The following is a 15,399-nucleotide window of genomic DNA, read 5'->3' as shown; positions in this document are numbered from 1 at the left end:
GACCGCCGTCACTGACCAGGACCACACGGACAACGACCACATGGACGACGACCACATGGGCGACGACCACACCGACAGTGACCGCAAGGACGACGACCGCGCGGACAGCGATCGCAAGGGCGACGCCCGCAAGGGTGGGGACCAGGCCGTCGAGGACACGTCGGCCGGGCAGTCCGCGGCCAAGGGCCCTGCCGCCGCGGAGCACGCGCGCGTGAGCGACGGAGGCTCCGCAAGGGCGGAGGCCCACGACGCCGGGAAACGGGCGCGAGGGCCTGTGGACGCCAAGGACGATCCCGCGACACAGGCGCCCACGCGGAAGACCGGGACGCAGGAGAACGGCGACCACGCGCGCGTGGCCGGCGCCGACGGAAGCGCCGCGCCGGGTGCCGACGGCGTCGGAGCCTGGGACGACGGCCTCATCGCCCGACGCGTGACCGAGGCGGCCGCCGCCGAACAGGCCGCCACCATGGAGGTCCGGGTCGGCGGGGGCGGCGGGGTGGGCGGGGGCGCCGGGGCGATGCCGTCGGCCCCGCTCTCGTACGACGTGCCCCTGCGGTCCCGGCTGGAGGCGCTGCGTGAGCTCGTGGGGCTCTCCCGCACCCGGCTCGACAGCCGGACGCTCTCGGAGGCCGGCCGGGTGCTCGACGAGGCGGCCGCGCGGCGCAGGCTCTCCGGTCAGCACACCGTCGTCGCCATCGCCGGTGCCACCGGGAGCGGCAAGTCGCAGCTGTTCAACGCCCTCGCCGGAGTGACCATCTCGGAGACGGGCGTGCGCCGCCCGACCACCTCCGCGCCCATCGCGTGCAGTTGGAGCGACGGCGCGGCCACCCTCATCGACCGGATCGGCATCCCCGGCCGGCTGCGCAGGCGCCCGGTGCAGAGCCCGGACGCGGAGGCGCAACTGCGCGGGCTCGTCCTGATCGACCTGCCCGACCACGACTCCGCGGCCGTGCGCCACCGCGAGCAGGTCGACCGCGTGCTGGGGCTCGTCGACGCCGTCATCTGGGTCGTCGACCCCGAGAAGTACGCGGACGCCGTCCTGCACGAGCGCTATCTGCGGCCCATGGCAGGCCACGCGGAGGTCATGTTCATCGTCCTCAACCAGGTGGACCGGCTGCCCGGCGAGGCCGCCGAGCTGGTCCTCGACGACCTGCGCCGCCTGCTCGACGAGGACGGCGTCGCCCTCGGCGAGTACGGCGAACCGGGCGCCACCGTGCTCGCGCTGTCCGCGCTCACCGGTGACGGCGTCGGGGAACTGCGGGAGCTGCTCGGCCAGTTCGTCGCGGAGCGCGGCGCACCGGCGCGGCGGATCTCCGCCGATGTGGACGCCGCGGCGTGGCGGCTGCGGCCCGTCTACGCCACCGGGCGGCGCGCCGGGCTCAGTGAGGAGGCCCGGGACGAGTTCGCCGACCGCCTGGCCGACGCCGTCGGGGCCACCGCGGCGGGCGAGGCCGCCGAACGCGCGTGGCTGCGCAACGCGGGCCGCGCGTGCGGAACGCCGTGGCTGAGGCTGTGGCGGTGGAGCCAGGACCGGCGCGACACACCCACCGGGCGGCTGCCGGTCCGGGCCCAGCCGGACGAGGAGGCCACGGCGCGCCAGCGCGTCGAACAGGCCGTGCGCACGGTGTCCGAGCGGGCCGCCGCGGGACTGCCCTCGCCCTGGGCGCAGGCGGTGCGGGAGGCGGCCGTGCGGGGCGCCCAGGGTCTGCCGGAGGCGCTGGACGACCTGGCCGCCCGGGCCGCGCTGCCGTCGGGCCGGCCGCCGCGGCCGGGCTGGTGGCCGGTGGCCGTGCTGGCCCAGGCCTGCATGACCCTCCTCCAGGTCGTCGGCGGGCTGTGGCTGGTCGGGCAGATCGTCGGTGTCATGGCGCCCAATCTCGGGGTTCCGGTGCTGCTGATGGTCACGGGCATCATCGGCGGGCCGCTCGTGGAGTGGAGTTGCCGGCTGGCGGCACGGGGGCCGGCCCGGCGGTACGGCCAGGACGCGGAACGCCGGCTGCGGGAGGCGGCGGCCGGGTGCGGCCGGGCCCGCGTACTGGATCCCGTGGCCTCGGAACTGCTGCGCTACCGGGAGGTCCGCGAGCAGTACGGGCGGGTCATGGGGGTGGAGGCCGCGCTGAGGTGAGGTGCGCGCGGCGAGTCGTCCGCGGGCCGGGGGCCGCGGATCACTCGTCCGGGTGGCGGGGTTTTCCACAGGCGGGTGGTGATGCACAGCGCCCGGTGGGCCTGCTCCGGCGGAGGCAGTCTGGCTTCACGGCGATCGCGACGGACGCGGTCGCCGCGAAGGCGGTGACGGTACGCGGTGCACGGGACCGCGGCCGTCACGGCGGACGCAGCCGTACGGGACGGGCCCGTACGTGTTTCCGGGCGGCGCGACCGTCCGGCGAGGAGGGGTTCGGGATGAACGAGACGATGGTGTGCGCGGTCGGCAACGTGGCGACGCAGCCGGTGTACCGGGACCTGGCGGCGGGTGCCTCGGCGAGGTTCCGGCTGGCGGTGACCTCGCGCTACTGGGACCGGGAGAAGGCCACCTGGACCGACGGGCACACCAACTTCTTCACGGTGTGGGCCAACCGGCAGCTCGCCACCAACGCGATGGCCTCGCTGAACGTCGGTGACCCGGTGATGGTGCAGGGCAGGCTGAAGGTGCGCACCGAGCAGCGCGAGGGACAGCAGAACTGGACGTCGGCCGACATCGACGCCGTGGCGATCGGTCACGACATCTCGCGGGGCACCTCCGCGTTCCGGCGGTCGGGCCGCCCCGACCCGGCGGGCGCGGGCGCCGGCGCACCGACCCGGCCCGAGCCCGACTGGGAGACACCTGCCGGCGGTGCCACCGGGTCCGGGGCCGGGACTGGTCCCGAGTTCGAGCCGGACCAGGTGCCCACGCCGGTACCTGTACCTGTATCCGTACCTGTACCTGCGCCCGCACCTGTCGCGGTGCCGGGACCGGCTGCGAAGCCGAAGCCGAAACCCGCACGACGGCGTGAGCCGGTGGCGGTGACCTGAGCCGGGGAGCTCGGGAGCGGGAGGGTTGCTGCGGCCCGGTGCGGCTCGGCGCCGAGCCGCAGAACCGCACACCGCAGAACCGCACACCGCAGAACCGCACACCGCGCTCAGTGCTCAGCGACGAAGGAGTGACACAGAGTCAACCACCGCGTCGAACCGGCAGGTGGAACGCACCGAGGCTTATCGGTGCAAACGTTTCCCCTACTCGAGGCGACTTGTCGATAATTCGCGGCTTCGAACGATCTTGGGGATAACGATTCCGAGTCGGATCGGTGATCCGATGAGATGACCGGTAAGTGCGGTGCGCGACATCCCTAGGATGCCGGACGTGGCTCACGGGGCTTCTGATTCTGCTGGTGGGACCCGTACCCCCCACATCAACGGGTCTCGCTCGAAGGGGAATTGTGTGATTTCTTCGTTCTCCGCGCCGTTCGCGCGCGGGCGAGGGCTGGTCCGTCTCGGCGCGGCGACGCTGGTGTCCGGCCTCGTCGCCGCCGGTGTGCTCGCCGGTGCGGGCACGGCGGCCGCCGCCGAAGTGACGCACAGTCAAGGGGGAGCCACCGCGACGATAGGCGGCCTCAAGACCTACGGCGCCGCCGTGATCCACGCCGACACCGGGGACCAGCAGATCTCGGCCGGCCTGTTCGAGATGTCCGTCGAGGGCGGCGGCACCCTCCAGACCTACTGCGTGGACCTCTACAACCCCACGCAGCGGGACGCCAAGTACCGCGAGACGCCCTGGAGCGGCACCTCCCTCGGCGCCAACAAGGACGCGGGCCGCATCCGTTGGATCCTTCAGAACTCCTACCCCCAGGTCAACAACCTCGCTTCGCTCGCGGACAAGGCCGGCATCGACGGCGGCCTCACCGAACAGGACGCCGCCACCGGCACCCAGGTGGCCATCTGGCGCTACTCGGACGGCGCGGCCGTCGACGCCGTCGACCCGCAGGCCGAGCAGCTCGCGGACTACCTCCAGAAGACGGCCCGCGTGGTGGCCGAGCCGGAGGCCTCGCTCACCCTCGACGCGTCCGCGGTCTCGGGACACCAGGGTGAGCCGCTCGGGCCGGTGACCGTGCACACCAACGCGAGCGACGCGACGGTCACGCCTCCCCTGGACGCCGCCACCAGCGGCGTGCGGATCGTCGGCAAGGACGGCAAGGTGGTCACCTCGGTCACGGACGGCACCCAGCTGTTCTTCGACGTGCCCGCCGACTCGGCCGACGGCTCGGCGGAACTCACCGTCCAGGCCTCGACCACCGTTCCCGTCGGCCGCGCCTTCACCTCCGAGAGTCGCAGCCAGACGCAGATCCTGGCCGGCTCCAGCGAGTCGACGGTGTCGGCGACCGCGACCGCGACCTGGGCGAAGCAGGGCGCCGTACCGGCGCTGTCCGCGGCGAAGAACTGCGCGAAGACGGGGGTGGACATCACCGCCGCCAACCAGGGCGACCAGGACTTCACCTTCGAGCTGATGGGCACCACGTACGCCATCCCGGCGGGCGGTAGCCGGACGGTGACGATCCCGCTCCAGGAGGACCAGGCCTACGACTTCACGATCAACGGGCCGCAAGGTGACGAGAACCGCTTCACCGGTGTCCTGGACTGCCTGACCCAGGCCGACGAGACCGCCGACCTGACGACCCAGACCCTCAGCGAACCGAGCCCGGCCACCGTGGGCGGCACCTCCACCGCCGACACCAACCTCGCGGCGACGGGCGGCAGCAGTGCCACCCCGCTCATCGCGGGCACCGCGATCGGCCTGGTGGTCATCGGCGGCGCCGCCCTGCTGCTCGTGGGCCGTAAGGAGAACGAGTCCCGGCACTGACGACTCCCGCGTCGGTACCGATCCCGTGGGATCTGACGGCTCGTCGACATGAGAGCGCCTCGGTGGGGCACCCGGAGGCACAAGTCGAACGTAAGGAGCGCGTGGCCCGTTCGGTCCGTGCCACCGACAACCGGGAGTCTCAGATGGCGAGTTATGGCAGCTCTTCTACCGCGTCCTCCGGATCCCGCACCAACGGGCTGGCGATCGCGAGCCTTTGCTGCGGCATCGTCGGACTGTTCATCCTGAACATCGTCCTGGGGCCGTTGGCCATCGTCTTCGGTGCCGTCTCCCGACGGCAGACAGGGGCCGGTAACGGCGCGGGGATGGCGAAGGCGGGCATCGTCCTCGGCGTCGTCGACGTCGTGCTCTGGCTCGTCCTGCTGGCGGTCGCGGCCAGCAACGGCGGATTCAGCTGGTACGTGGGCGGCTGACGGTCGCCGCCGCACCTCTGGGACGCCTCCCGGCCGAGGGCCGGTGTACGTCGCTCCGGGCCGGTCACCCGTGTACGGACACGGGCGACCGGCCCTGTGCGTGGGCGCCGCCGACGAGGTGTCCTCTGGCCATCGACGAAGCCCGGCCGTCGGTTGGGTCCCGGACATGACTCCGGGCCGCCCGCGACAGACCGGGGATGCAACCATTCCCTACGGAGCTGGATCCCCCGGAAAGCGACCACGCGCCTGCGACCCTAGCCGCAGCCACTGACAACGGGCGTCCGGGCGACCGGTACCGCCGCCGAGGCTGCTCCGACCGGGTCCGCCGTGTGGGGGGACGCCGATGCGGTCGTGGCGTACGGGTGAATCCCGCCGCCGGGCGTTCGGTGGCGGGCGGGACGACGGGAAGGTCATCCCCGACCGGAGAAGTCGCGGGCAGGGAGCGCCCTATGCCGAAGTTCCTCATCCAAGCCACCTACACGCCCGAGGGGACGAAGGGCCTCCTCAGGGAAGGCGCGAGCGGCCGGCGCGAGGCGGTCGAGCGCGTCGTCGCCGGTCTCGGCGGGACGGTCGAGGCCATGTACTTCGCCTTCGGGGAGGACGACCTCGTGTGCATCCTCGACCTCCCCGACTCTGTCTCCATGGCGGCCGCCAGCCTCACCGTCAAGGCGAGCGGAGCGCTCCGCACCCGGGCCACACCGCTCCTCACCCTCGACGAGGTCGACGAGGCCACCCGCCGCCAGGTCCCCTTCCGAGCCCCGGGCACGTGAGCCCCGAGCCGGTACAACTTGCCCCCGTCACGGGAGTGACCGCCCCGCGGACGTACTCGCGCGCAGGGCGTCCAGCCAGGTGGTGAGGGTGGAGAAGTCCGGGGGTGTGAGGCCTCGGGCGGGGTCCACTCGGTGGAGGAGGGACGGGCCGGGGTGCTGGGCGGTGACCCAGAGGCGGTCCATGGGGCCGATCTCGTCGTCGACCCAGATGAACGGGCGGCCGTCCGCCCGCGCGACGAGGCCGCGGGTCTTCCAGTGCAGGCCGCGCGGCTCCGGCTCGGCAGCGGCGTCGGTGTCCGGCCAGTCCGCCACGGGCAGGTGGGGGAGCCCGATCCGCGGGGCGACCACCTCGTTCGCCCGCTCCATCCAGGTCGTGGCCCACACGAGGTCACAGCCCAGGGCCAGCAGACGCGCCCCCACCCCGGGGTCGAGCCGCGCCAGCAGCGGGTTCCCCTGACCGGCGGGCGCGGGCGCGGCGGCCCGCGGTTGGCCGGGCGAGGTCCCGAACGGGATGAGCGGTCCGTCGACGTCGAGGAAGAGAAGGGGACGCTCCGCTGCGCTGGTCACAGCGGCACGATAGACCGGCGGGGGAGGAGACGGGCACCCCGGACCGGGCCGCCCGGGGCCGTCCGTAGGCCGTCGGCAGTCCTTCGGCGCAACGTCCGCGGGGCTTCTCCCGGCCGTCCGCGGGACTTCTCCCGGCCGGCCGCGGGGCGGGCTGCGGTGGCCGCGGTCACGGGACCGGTGGCGGGTGATGACCCGTGCGTCACGGCTGTCCGCGGTGAAACCCCAGGTCAGGCGTCCCCGGGCGAATGGGTTAACACCCAGGGGTGGACCTCAGGCAAGATGGGGTGTTACTTACCGCAGGAGGGCACGAAAAGGCCCCTCACCAGCGGTTATGTCGCCGATGAGGGGCCGTGTCAGGCCGCTTGGGCCGTCTCTGGGCCGTCAGCCGTCTCGGGGCCGTCGTGAGCGTGACCGGCAGCCCGGTACACCGCGGAAATGGCCTTTCGGGTCCGGGTCTCGCTGGACGGCATCAGGTGCGTGTACACGCGGAGCGTGAACCCCGGGTCGCTGTGACCGAGGTAGAGGCTCAGAGCCTTGATGTTCTCCCCGGCGTCCAGGAGCACCGAGGCGTAGAAGTGCCGTAGGGCGTGCATGCCGTGCTCGCGGGCGGCTGCGTACCGCTGCCCCTTCTCGGGGGCCGGGATGATGCCGGCGGAAGCCAATGCAGGCTTCCACGCCTGATCGTTGAAGCCCTGACTCCAGATGGCTGCGCCGATGCCGCTCGTGAAGACGAGGTTACGAGTCACCTTGGGCCCAGTCGGAGTCAGCCAGGGCAGGGTCACGTCGACGGGCGGGAAGCGTTCCATGTGGTCGTGGAGCGCGGCGGACACCTCGGGGTCGAGGGGGACGTCACGGAGCTTGCCGCGCTTGGGCGGCGCGAAGACGAGCGTGCCGCGGACCTTCTTCACCTGCTGACGTACGTACACCCAGCCCAGGTCTCCGATGTTGTCGACGGCCAGGCCAAGGATCTCGCCCTGCCGCAACCCGCATCCGGCGCCCAGGTCGACCATGGCGCGATAGCGCTCGGGCAGGCCGCCACGCACCCCGAAGACCTGCTCTGCGGACCACGGATGTACCCGTGACGGCGCGGGACGAGGTGCCTTGACCGATCGAGCCCGGCAAGGGTTCGAGGCCAGCAGGCGGTCATCCACGGCCGCGTTGAGGACCGAAGAGACAGCGTCGAAGATCAGGCGCCGGTACCGGGCCGACGTCACCGAGTCTTCGAGCTGGCGGTTCCAGTCGCGGATGTGCTCGGCCTGGAACGACCCGATGGGCCGGGCACCGAGGTACGGCAGGGCGTGGAGGCGCAACCGTCCTTCCACGGCGGCCCGGCTCGTGAGGTCGGTCGTCAGGGCCGCCAGCCAGCGTTCTGCGTACTCGCGGAAGGTGACGCGGGCCGCCTGCGGGTCGATGTACTGACCTCGCGCCATATCGGCCTCGATGCTGGTCAGCCAGACATCTGCCAGTCGCTTTTGCTTGTCCGGGAAGCTCTTCGACTTCTCTGTGCCGTCCGGTCCTACGTAGCGAGCCCGGTAGCGCATGCCGAGGCCGTGACGATCGGTCTTGACCTTACGGGTCTTGCCGTCCGGACCGACCTCCGCCCTGTACCAGCGGTCTTGGATGTGTCCGGCCATCAGGCAGCCGCCCCCTCGCGCAACGAGTCGACCCAGGCCCGCACATCGGCCGGGTGGAAGCGCAGGTGCCGGCCGACGCGGAAGCCACGGGGTCCGGTGCGCTTGCGCCGCCACTGGTAGACCGTCTCGACGCTGGGCAGATCGAACATCTCCACAAGGTCCTCAGGGGTCAGGTATCGCGAAGGCAGGGCGTGGGGTTCCGCGACAACGTCGGCCAGGGCCAGGCGTCGGCTAGCCATGGGTGGGTTCTCCTTCGGTTCCGGGCGCGGGTTCGAGGGACGCGGCGAGCCAGGCTTCGGCGTCGGAGAGGCCTGTTCCGGCGAAGACCCAGTGGGCGAGGACGTAGGTCGTCTCGGATCCGGTGTCGGTCGGGTTGGCTGCCTGTGCTCGGCGCCACTCGGCGCGGGCGTCGCGGAGTGCGCCGAGGGTGGTGGAGTAGCGGCGGGACTTGGTGGAGAAGTGGCCGCGGAAGCCGAGCATGTGGGCCCAGGCGCGTAGGCGAAGATGTTCGAGGTCCTTGCGTGCGCCGAGCGCCCAGGCGGTTCGGATGAGGCGGCGGGCGTGGTCGCTGATGTCGAGCTGGGCGAGTTCGGCGACGAACTTGAGCGGGCGGTCGAGAGCTCCCGTGGCGGTCTCTGCGCCCTTGGTGGCGTACTTGGCGATGTAGGCGGCGACGGCGCGTTCGGTGAGCTCCTGGCCGTCGTTGAAGTCGGCTGATCGGATCGTGCGGACATCGAGTTGGCGGCCGAAGGCGAACTCGTGGACGCGGCCGTCGATGGTCGGGCCGTCGATGCGGACCTTGGACGCGGCAGCGCTGATGGCGTCGGTCAGCAGCTCGGCGGTGGCCCAGACCGGGGGCGGAGTCTCGCCGCCGCCGGGACCGTCGAGGCGTATGACGGCGTGGAAGTGGACCGCGCCGCGCTTCTGGTACTCGGCGACCTTGGCGAAGGAGACGCGGGCGTGGTCGCGGAGCTCCCGCTGTGACAGGCCCGCCCGCTTGGCGACCTCTCGGCGCAGGTAGATCGAGAAGCGTCGCCAGAGGGGCCCGGCGTGGGCGTTCCAGAGGACGGCGGCTTCGTAGTCGTAGGTGTCCGGCCTGAGCGGGGTGCCGAGCGCTTCGTCCTCCTGGTCGTGCCGGACGCCGCAGCGGCAGGGGCGGCCGTCGGTGCGGCGGTTGTGGACCGGGCCGAAGCCGGGGGCGGTGAAGGTGGCGAAGACGCGGGGGTGGGTGGCGACGTGTTCCGGGGTGCCCTTGCCACCGCGCAGCCCGGCGGTGATCAGTTGGAAGGTGTCGCGCCGGTAGACCTCGGAGCAGGCCGGGCAGCGGGTCGTGCGGCGGTTGTTGCAGCGGACGAGGAGTTGGCCGGCCGGGAGGTCGCCCGAGGCGAGGTGGTGGAGGACGCGGCCGATCTCGCCGGTGGCGGTGTCGACGTCGTATTCGGTGCGGTGGCCGTCGAGGCGGATGGGGTGGGTGCAGCCGCCGAGGCCGGAGAGCTGGCGGAGGATACCGGGCAGGGTGCCGCCTGCGGCGAGGTTGCTGAGTTCCGGGAGAGGGGGCGGGGTGGCGCGGGCGAAGATGACGGTTCTCCTTCTGACGGGCACTTCGGGAGGGGTGGGCCGCCGGGGCGGCGGGTACGTGGCTGTGTCACGCCGCCCCGGAGGTCTGGCCGCAGGTCAGCGGCGGTGGTGGTCGCGGAGCAGGGAGCGCAGGACCACGGCGGCGACGGCGACCGAGATGGCCGTGACGGCGACGGCGGCCAGGAGCGCGGTGAGGACGACTCCGCCGACGAGGACGGCCGCGACGGTCTTCTGATCGATGGAGACCGACGGGAGCGAGCGCCGGACCGGGGCGGGGGCCGGGTCGGTCGGGGCGTGGGTGTGTGCGGGCGGCGGGGTGGGGTTGTCCGGGTACTTGGGCAAGAACACGGCAGCGATCTCCCGTCTACTCGTCTAGATGTGTTGGCCGTTTATGACGGTCACGCCGGAGCGCGTGCCGGACTCGATGGCGGGGGCGAGGAAGGTGCGCGAGAGCCAGAAGCCGAAGAGGGTGATCAGGACGACGATCCAGACGCGGACGCCGAGGTACTTGATGGCCGCCCAGGCGAAGAAGCCGAGGACGACGACGAGCGGCAGGCTGACGGTCACGGGGTACGGGGTCCTTTCAGCGGACGGGGCAGCGGTGGGTGCGGGCGGCCAGTTCGGCGGCGGCGCGGCTGTCGTAGTCGGCGGAGAAGTTGCAGCGAGGGGCGGTGCAGGCGGCGGTGTGCTTCTCGCGGCCGCGGTGGTCGTAGGCGGTGCCGACCTGCACGGGGCCGATGCGGGTGACGTTGCGGAAGCGGCGGTTGACGGTCATCAGAGCTCCCTCAGAGGTGGGCGGCGATGGCTTCGGCCATGCGCGCCGGGACGCCGAGGCGGGCGCGCAGAGTGGTGACGTCCATGGGGGTGCCGGTCCGGGTGTGGTGTTCGGCGGCGACCTTGCGGGCGTGGTCGATGAGGGCGGCCGGGACCGGGACGGCGGGACGTTCCGGCGGGGCCTCGATGGCGGGTGGTGCCGGGGTGGGCGGCTCGGGGGCCGTTTCGGGCTCGTCCTCCTGGTCCTCGATGACCTCGGCGTCATCGGCCACCTTGGGTGCGGTGTGGGCGAGGAGGGTTCCGCCGAGGAAGGCGACGGCGGGCCAGCCCGCGACGAGGATGCGCAGCCAGGCCGGGACGTCGCCGAGGTCGAGCAGGCCGGCCGTGGCGACGTTTGCGCCCAGGGATGCGGCGAGCGCGATGACGAACCAGCACCAGGCCGCACCCTTGGCCGAGCCGGAGCGCAGTCGACGCCAGGCGGCGACGAGCAGCAGGTCGGCGGAGACGGGATAGGCCCAGGCCTTCCAGCCGTCCTGTCCGGCCGCCACGGCGACGTCGTGAATGTGGGCGAAGGACAGCGCGGCGGCGATGAGCGCTTGTACGAGCACCGCGTCGACGCGGGCCAGTTGGGCGCGCATGGTGGCTCCTTCCGGAATCAGGCATGGGAGGGGTAGGGACGTGGCGCGAGGCGGTCACGCCGACCGGGTGGAGTGGGGTGTCAGTCGGTGACGGGGTGCGGCTGGATGACGGGGGCCGAGGTCTCTACGGGCCGTACGGGAACGTCAGGCCGGAAGGGCTTCAGCGCGGGCAGCTCGGGCACCAGGTGAGCCGTTTCCCGGCAGACGTCGGCGGCGTCGCCGAGGGAGAGGTAAGGGGTGCGGATGCGGGACCAGCCGCCGGAGGTGTCGCCCGCGACGGCGAGGCCGGGACGTTCAGCGGGGATGGCGCAGGCGGCAAGAACCGCTTCCGGTGCGATATCGCCGAGGGCCATCTTCGCGGAGGCCTCATCGTTCACGCGGTGGCAGACCCGTCCGGTGAGCTGGGCCCGGAGCATGGTCGCGCCCTTGCCGAGTTCGGCACCGAAGCGCTGCCCGCAGACCTCAAGGTAGATGCCGGCCGCGCGGCCGAGCTGGGCGAGGCGGATGAGCTGGGTGACCATCTCGTCGCGCCGTTCCTCGTCCTTGCGGGTGGCGGTCAGGAAGAGTTCGGCCACCTCGTCGACGAACAGGACGATGGGCGCGGGCCGTTCGCTCTCAGGCAGACCCCAGATGTCGGAGGTGATCTCTTCGTCGGGGAGATCGGGGGCGATGCCTTGCCTGGCCTTGATCAGGTCGTATCGGTCCTCCATTTCCTTGATCAGGACGGGCAGCAGTTCGGCGGCTTCGTCCGGATCGGTGGCGAGCGCGGAGAGGCGCGGGGCGAACGGAGCCAGCTCGACCCCGCGCTTGCAGTCGACGCCGACGAGAGCGACGTCCTGACGGGCGAGTCCGGCGACCAGGTGCCGGAGGTACATGGACTTGCCCGACAGCGTCGCGCCGAGGGTGAGTTGGTGGGGAACAGCCCGGTAGTCGCGTACGAAGGGCGTGGCGTCCTCCCGCAGCGCGACCGGCACTTTGAGGAAGCCGCACTCGACCTTGCGAGGCATGCGCACCTTGCGCAGGACGTCGAAGCCGACGAGTCGCAGTTCCACGACACCGGGCTTGACGGTGGTGACGTAGACGGCGTGGACGCCCCAGGCGTGCCGCAGCCGTTCGGCCGAGGCGGCGACGTCGGCGGGTTCCTGCCCCGGAGCGAGGCGGAGCCGGAGCCGTAAGCCGGTAGTGGTGGGCCGGATGATCCCCCGGCGGGGCGGTACGGGCCGCACCTCGCGGCGGGTGGTGGCTTTGACGGCGAGGATCCGCAGTCGGGAGGGGGCGACGGTCAGGCCGCAGGCTTCCATGACCGAGGCGTACGAGCTGAGGAGCCGGACGGTGGATATCGGCCCGCCGACCGCCGACCAGTAGAGACCCGGGTGGTTGGCCCGGGCGTAGGCGGCCCCACCGCCGAGCGCGGCGACAGGACCACCCACCTCCAGGAGCGTTGTCAGGTCGGACATCAGGCCGAGGCCCCCATGGAGGCCGGGAACGCGGCCGGAGTGACGGCGGCGGCGCGGTAGGCGATGCCGTGACGCTGCTGCCCGTTGAACACGGACTCCCACGGCCGGGCGATGAGCCCCGGCAGCGAGACCGGAGCCCCGAGGTTCAGCCCCTCGGAGACACCGCCTTCCGGGACGGTGACCTTGATCAGCGAGGACTCACCGTCCTCGATGTAGACGACGCCGATGGTCATCAGCGCCTCACCGCTGACGGCGTCCTTGGCGATCTCGCCGGTCTGACGGTCGCGGACCTTCGGCTCAGGCGCTTCCGTCAGGAGGACGGTCGCGGCGGAGGTCTCAACACGGATGGTGCGCACAGGAGCATTCCTATCTACTCGTCTATACAAGATGCGATCTGTGAACCCGATCTCCCGGGCTCACGACGATCACCTTGCCACACAACTTGACCACTCGTCTATACGAGTAAGCGTGTTGGGGTGTACGAGTTCGAGGAAGCACCCCCGCGCACCACCCGTCACTCACCCGCTCACGTGGCCGGGAGCTGGTACGACAGGACGTAAGCGTCAGCCGCCATGACCGTGTCACAGACCTCTACCGGGCGCCCCTCAGTGTCGAAGGCGGTCCGGATCAGATGGATCACGGGTACGCCGGCCGCCAGGTGGAGCGTCTTAACCTCGGCGGGAGAGGGCATCCGGGCGCGGATCTCTTCCTCGAAGTGGTCGAGGCGGTGGCCCAGCTCTTCGAGACGGGCGTAGATGCCTCCGGGGCCGGGGTTGGGCTCGGCGATCTGAGTACCGCGGGCGATGTCGAGCGGCAGGTACGAGGTGGCGAACTCGACCGGCCGTCCGTCGAGGAGGTACCGGCGCCGACGTGCAAGAACTCGCCGCACGGACCCGAGCCGAGTGGAGATGTCCTGACTGGCCTTCTCCTCCTTCACCTCGAGGCTGTCGACCTTGGGGTGACTGCCGACGGCGTCGGCCTCGACGATGAAGGCCGACTTCCCTTGCTCCCGGTGTCGCCGGGCGAACCGATCGGAGGCGAGACGGCGAACGGGCGGACGGGGCCGGACGAAGACTCCCTTGCCGTGCTCGGCGTGTACGAGGCCTTCCCCCTGAAGGATGGAGAACGAGTTCCTCACCGTCATGCGGGAGACACCGTAGTGGTCGACGAGCTCAGCTTCCGAGGGCAGCTTCTCGCCCTCCCTGAATCGCCCACGGTCGATGGCCTCACGCAGCTGGTCGGCGATCTGCCGAAAGACCGCACGATCACTCGTGGGGTCGAGATCACCGAGCAGGCCCGAAGAAAGAGGGCTCACGTGTGTACTCCTTTAGGTATCTAGACGAGTGGGCGAGTGCTTGTTGCTACGGTGGAGAGCCTAGCCATCCGAGAGGGCCGAGGAACGTGAGCACAGAACGCCCGCACTCCGTGAGCGTGGCCGGGGTCGTCGTCGACGACCGGGGCCGGGCCCTCCTGATCCAGCGCCGGGACAACGGTCACTGGGAACCGCCGGGCGGCATCCTCGAACGCGAGGAGACCGTTCCTGAAGCCCTTCAGCGCGAGGTCCTCGAAGAGACTGGCATCAAGATCGCGCTTCCTGCGATCCTCACCGGCGTCTACAAGAACATGACGGGCCTGATCGTCTCGCTGGTGTTCCGCTGCGAGGCAGCTGACGGCACGCCGACCACCGGCGACGAGACCCGCGCCCTGCGGTGGGTCACCCGTGAAGAAGTCTCCGCACTCGCCGACGAGGCGTACGCGATCCGCGTCATAGACGCACTCGACGCGGCGTCCCCGCCGGCCGTCCGCGCCCACGACGGCGTGCAACTCGTCTAGTCCGAACCCGCTGCACATGGCGGCCTACCAGCATAAAGGAACTTGTATGCACGAGTATACGAGTACTGCCCGCGTCTGGGGACTGTCTTGCCCAGGTTTCCCGGAAGAGGTCAGCCGGGCCCGGCGCTGGACGCGCGACGTCCTGCGCGGCTCCCCCTTTGCCGAGGACGCCGAGTTGATCGTGAGCGAGCTGAGCGCGAACGCGATCCTCCATACGGCGAGCGGCCTGGAGTCCGGCACCTTCCACCTGGCCGTTGCCGTCTCGGCGCAGGTGGTGGCGGTATCGGTGACGGACGACGGAGGCACCGGCACGGCCCCTAAGGCCGAGCACCAGGACCAAGACGCCGAACACGGCCGGGGTCTCGGCATGGTCAGCGCGATCGCTCACCGGGTCGTGATCCACGACAGCGACGGCGGCCACACGGTCACCGCGGAGCTCTTCACGGACGTACGCCGAGGAGGCCACCCATGCTGAGGACGACGACCAGCCCGGGCTTCTGGTGCGAGTGCTGGACGGAACGGCTGGCCGGACAGCAACCGCCGGCGCTCTTCGGATCCTTCGATGCCTACTCGGCGGTCGAGGCAAACAACTGGGTGGCGACGATCCTGCGCACCATCTCACCGGCCCTGGACACCGCCGCTTCCCAGGAGGCGTGGACGCGACTCCACGACGACCGCATCGACACGAGGCGAGCTCTCTTGCGCCGGGAGCCTTGGACGGTGTCCATCACGCACGTCAGCACGCGCATCACATGGACGGTCCGACCAGCACTCTTCCTGCCGGTGGCGCACCGTCAGAGCAGGGAACTTCCCTCGTGCGCGCACGACTTCAAGCCTCACAGGCCCCGCACGACCGACTGAGTTACAACTTTCTCTACTGGTTCAA

19 protein-coding genes are annotated in these 15,399 nt (G+C 71.3%); 8 read left to right on the top strand and 11 right to left on the bottom strand.

Translation table 11 applies throughout. The features are described 5' to 3' along the window. Positions 1-40 precede the first annotated feature (40 nt). From Saso_RS13215 to Saso_RS13195, 5 genes are all read left to right on the top strand, one after another. The gene (locus Saso_RS13215; protein WP_189918533.1) at positions 41-2,125 is read left to right on the top strand and encodes a YfjP family GTPase; all 2,085 of its coding nucleotides are present in this window, start codon (positions 41-43) and stop codon (positions 2,123-2,125) included. A gap of 275 nt (positions 2,126-2,400) precedes the next feature. After that, positions 2,401-3,009: a single-stranded DNA-binding protein gene (locus Saso_RS13210; protein ID WP_229901013.1), complete on the top strand. Its 609-nt coding sequence runs from the start codon at positions 2,401-2,403 to the stop codon at positions 3,007-3,009. 406 nt (positions 3,010-3,415) lie between these two features. Next, the gene (locus Saso_RS13205) at positions 3,416-4,831 is read left to right on the top strand and encodes a TQXA domain-containing protein (RefSeq protein ID WP_229901011.1); all 1,416 of its coding nucleotides are present in this window, start codon (positions 3,416-3,418) and stop codon (positions 4,829-4,831) included. A 143-nt stretch (positions 4,832-4,974) separates the two neighbouring features. Next, the gene (locus Saso_RS13200) at positions 4,975-5,262 is read left to right on the top strand and encodes a DUF4190 domain-containing protein (RefSeq protein ID WP_189917866.1); all 288 of its coding nucleotides are present in this window, start codon (positions 4,975-4,977) and stop codon (positions 5,260-5,262) included. 449 nt (positions 5,263-5,711) lie between these two features. After that, positions 5,712-6,032 carry a GYD domain-containing protein gene (locus Saso_RS13195; protein ID WP_189917864.1) on the top strand — a complete coding sequence of 107 codons (321 nt, stop codon included), beginning with the start codon at positions 5,712-5,714 and terminating at the stop codon, positions 6,030-6,032. A 27-nt stretch (positions 6,033-6,059) separates the two neighbouring features. Here the strand turns inward: Saso_RS13195 and Saso_RS13190 are convergent, their stop codons facing one another. The 11 genes from Saso_RS13190 to Saso_RS13140 all read right to left on the bottom strand — a co-directional run bounded on the left by Saso_RS13190 (position 6,060) and on the right by Saso_RS13140 (position 13,995). Next, a complete protein-coding gene (locus Saso_RS13190) occupies positions 6,060-6,599 on the bottom strand; it encodes an HAD domain-containing protein (RefSeq protein ID WP_189917861.1) in 540 nt (179 codons plus the stop codon). Between the two features lie 353 nt (positions 6,600-6,952). Further along, a complete protein-coding gene (locus Saso_RS13185) occupies positions 6,953-8,233 on the bottom strand; it encodes a tyrosine-type recombinase/integrase (RefSeq protein WP_189917860.1) in 1,281 nt (426 codons plus the stop codon). Beyond that, positions 8,233-8,472: a helix-turn-helix transcriptional regulator gene (locus tag Saso_RS13180; RefSeq protein WP_189917858.1), complete on the bottom strand. Its 240-nt coding sequence runs from the start codon at positions 8,470-8,472 to the stop codon at positions 8,233-8,235. Before Saso_RS13180 ends, Saso_RS13185 begins: the two co-directional genes overlap by 1 nt. Further along, entirely contained in the window at positions 8,465-9,748 is a 1,284-nt protein-coding gene (locus tag Saso_RS13175; RefSeq protein ID WP_189918532.1) for a replication initiator, read from the bottom strand. Before Saso_RS13175 ends, Saso_RS13180 begins: the two co-directional genes overlap by 8 nt. 159 nt (positions 9,749-9,907) lie before the next feature. Then, complete coding sequence (locus Saso_RS13170) at positions 9,908-10,159, bottom strand: SpdD protein (RefSeq protein ID WP_189917856.1); 252 nt, start codon at positions 10,157-10,159, stop codon at positions 9,908-9,910. A gap of 24 nt (positions 10,160-10,183) precedes the next feature. Further along, positions 10,184-10,378 carry a hypothetical protein gene (locus tag Saso_RS13165; protein ID WP_133026736.1) on the bottom strand — a complete coding sequence of 65 codons (195 nt, stop codon included), beginning with the start codon at positions 10,376-10,378 and terminating at the stop codon, positions 10,184-10,186. 16 nt (positions 10,379-10,394) lie between these two features. Further along, positions 10,395-10,586 carry a mobile element transfer protein gene (locus Saso_RS13160; RefSeq protein ID WP_189917854.1) on the bottom strand — a complete coding sequence of 64 codons (192 nt, stop codon included), beginning with the start codon at positions 10,584-10,586 and terminating at the stop codon, positions 10,395-10,397. Positions 10,587-10,596: 10 nt separating this feature from the next. Then, positions 10,597-11,223 carry a DUF2637 domain-containing protein gene (locus Saso_RS13155; protein WP_189917852.1) on the bottom strand — a complete coding sequence of 209 codons (627 nt, stop codon included), beginning with the start codon at positions 11,221-11,223 and terminating at the stop codon, positions 10,597-10,599. 80 nt (positions 11,224-11,303) lie between these two features. Then, on the bottom strand, positions 11,304-12,680 hold the full coding sequence (locus Saso_RS13150; protein WP_189917849.1) for an FtsK/SpoIIIE domain-containing protein: 1,377 nt from the start codon (positions 12,678-12,680) through the stop codon (positions 11,304-11,306). Next, entirely contained in the window at positions 12,680-13,036 is a 357-nt protein-coding gene (locus Saso_RS13145; RefSeq protein WP_189917847.1) for an SCO3933 family regulatory protein, read from the bottom strand. Before Saso_RS13145 ends, Saso_RS13150 begins: the two co-directional genes overlap by 1 nt. 170 nt (positions 13,037-13,206) lie before the next feature. Then, entirely contained in the window at positions 13,207-13,995 is a 789-nt protein-coding gene (locus Saso_RS13140) for a GntR family transcriptional regulator (protein WP_189917844.1), read from the bottom strand. 110 nt (positions 13,996-14,105) lie between these two features. Here Saso_RS13140 and Saso_RS13135 point away from each other — a divergent pair, with 110 nt between their 5' ends. From Saso_RS13135 to Saso_RS13125, 3 genes are read left to right on the top strand one after another with little or no spacing between them, the layout of a single operon-like run. After that, positions 14,106-14,513 carry an NUDIX hydrolase gene (locus Saso_RS13135; protein ID WP_189918531.1) on the top strand — a complete coding sequence of 136 codons (408 nt, stop codon included), beginning with the start codon at positions 14,106-14,108 and terminating at the stop codon, positions 14,511-14,513. Between the two features lie 46 nt (positions 14,514-14,559). Continuing rightward, a complete protein-coding gene (locus Saso_RS13130) occupies positions 14,560-14,988 on the top strand; it encodes an ATP-binding protein (RefSeq protein ID WP_189917843.1) in 429 nt (142 codons plus the stop codon). Then, the gene (locus Saso_RS13125) at positions 14,982-15,374 is read left to right on the top strand and encodes a hypothetical protein (protein ID WP_189917841.1); all 393 of its coding nucleotides are present in this window, start codon (positions 14,982-14,984) and stop codon (positions 15,372-15,374) included. The genes Saso_RS13130 and Saso_RS13125 overlap by 7 nt, the downstream gene beginning before the upstream one ends. Positions 15,375-15,399: the final 25 nt, after the last annotated feature.

This window comes from Streptomyces asoensis (assembly GCF_016860545.1).
Taxonomy (GTDB): Bacteria; Actinomycetota; Actinomycetes; order Streptomycetales; family Streptomycetaceae; genus Streptomyces; species Streptomyces asoensis.
This window is presented reverse-complemented; position numbering and strand designations above follow the sequence as displayed.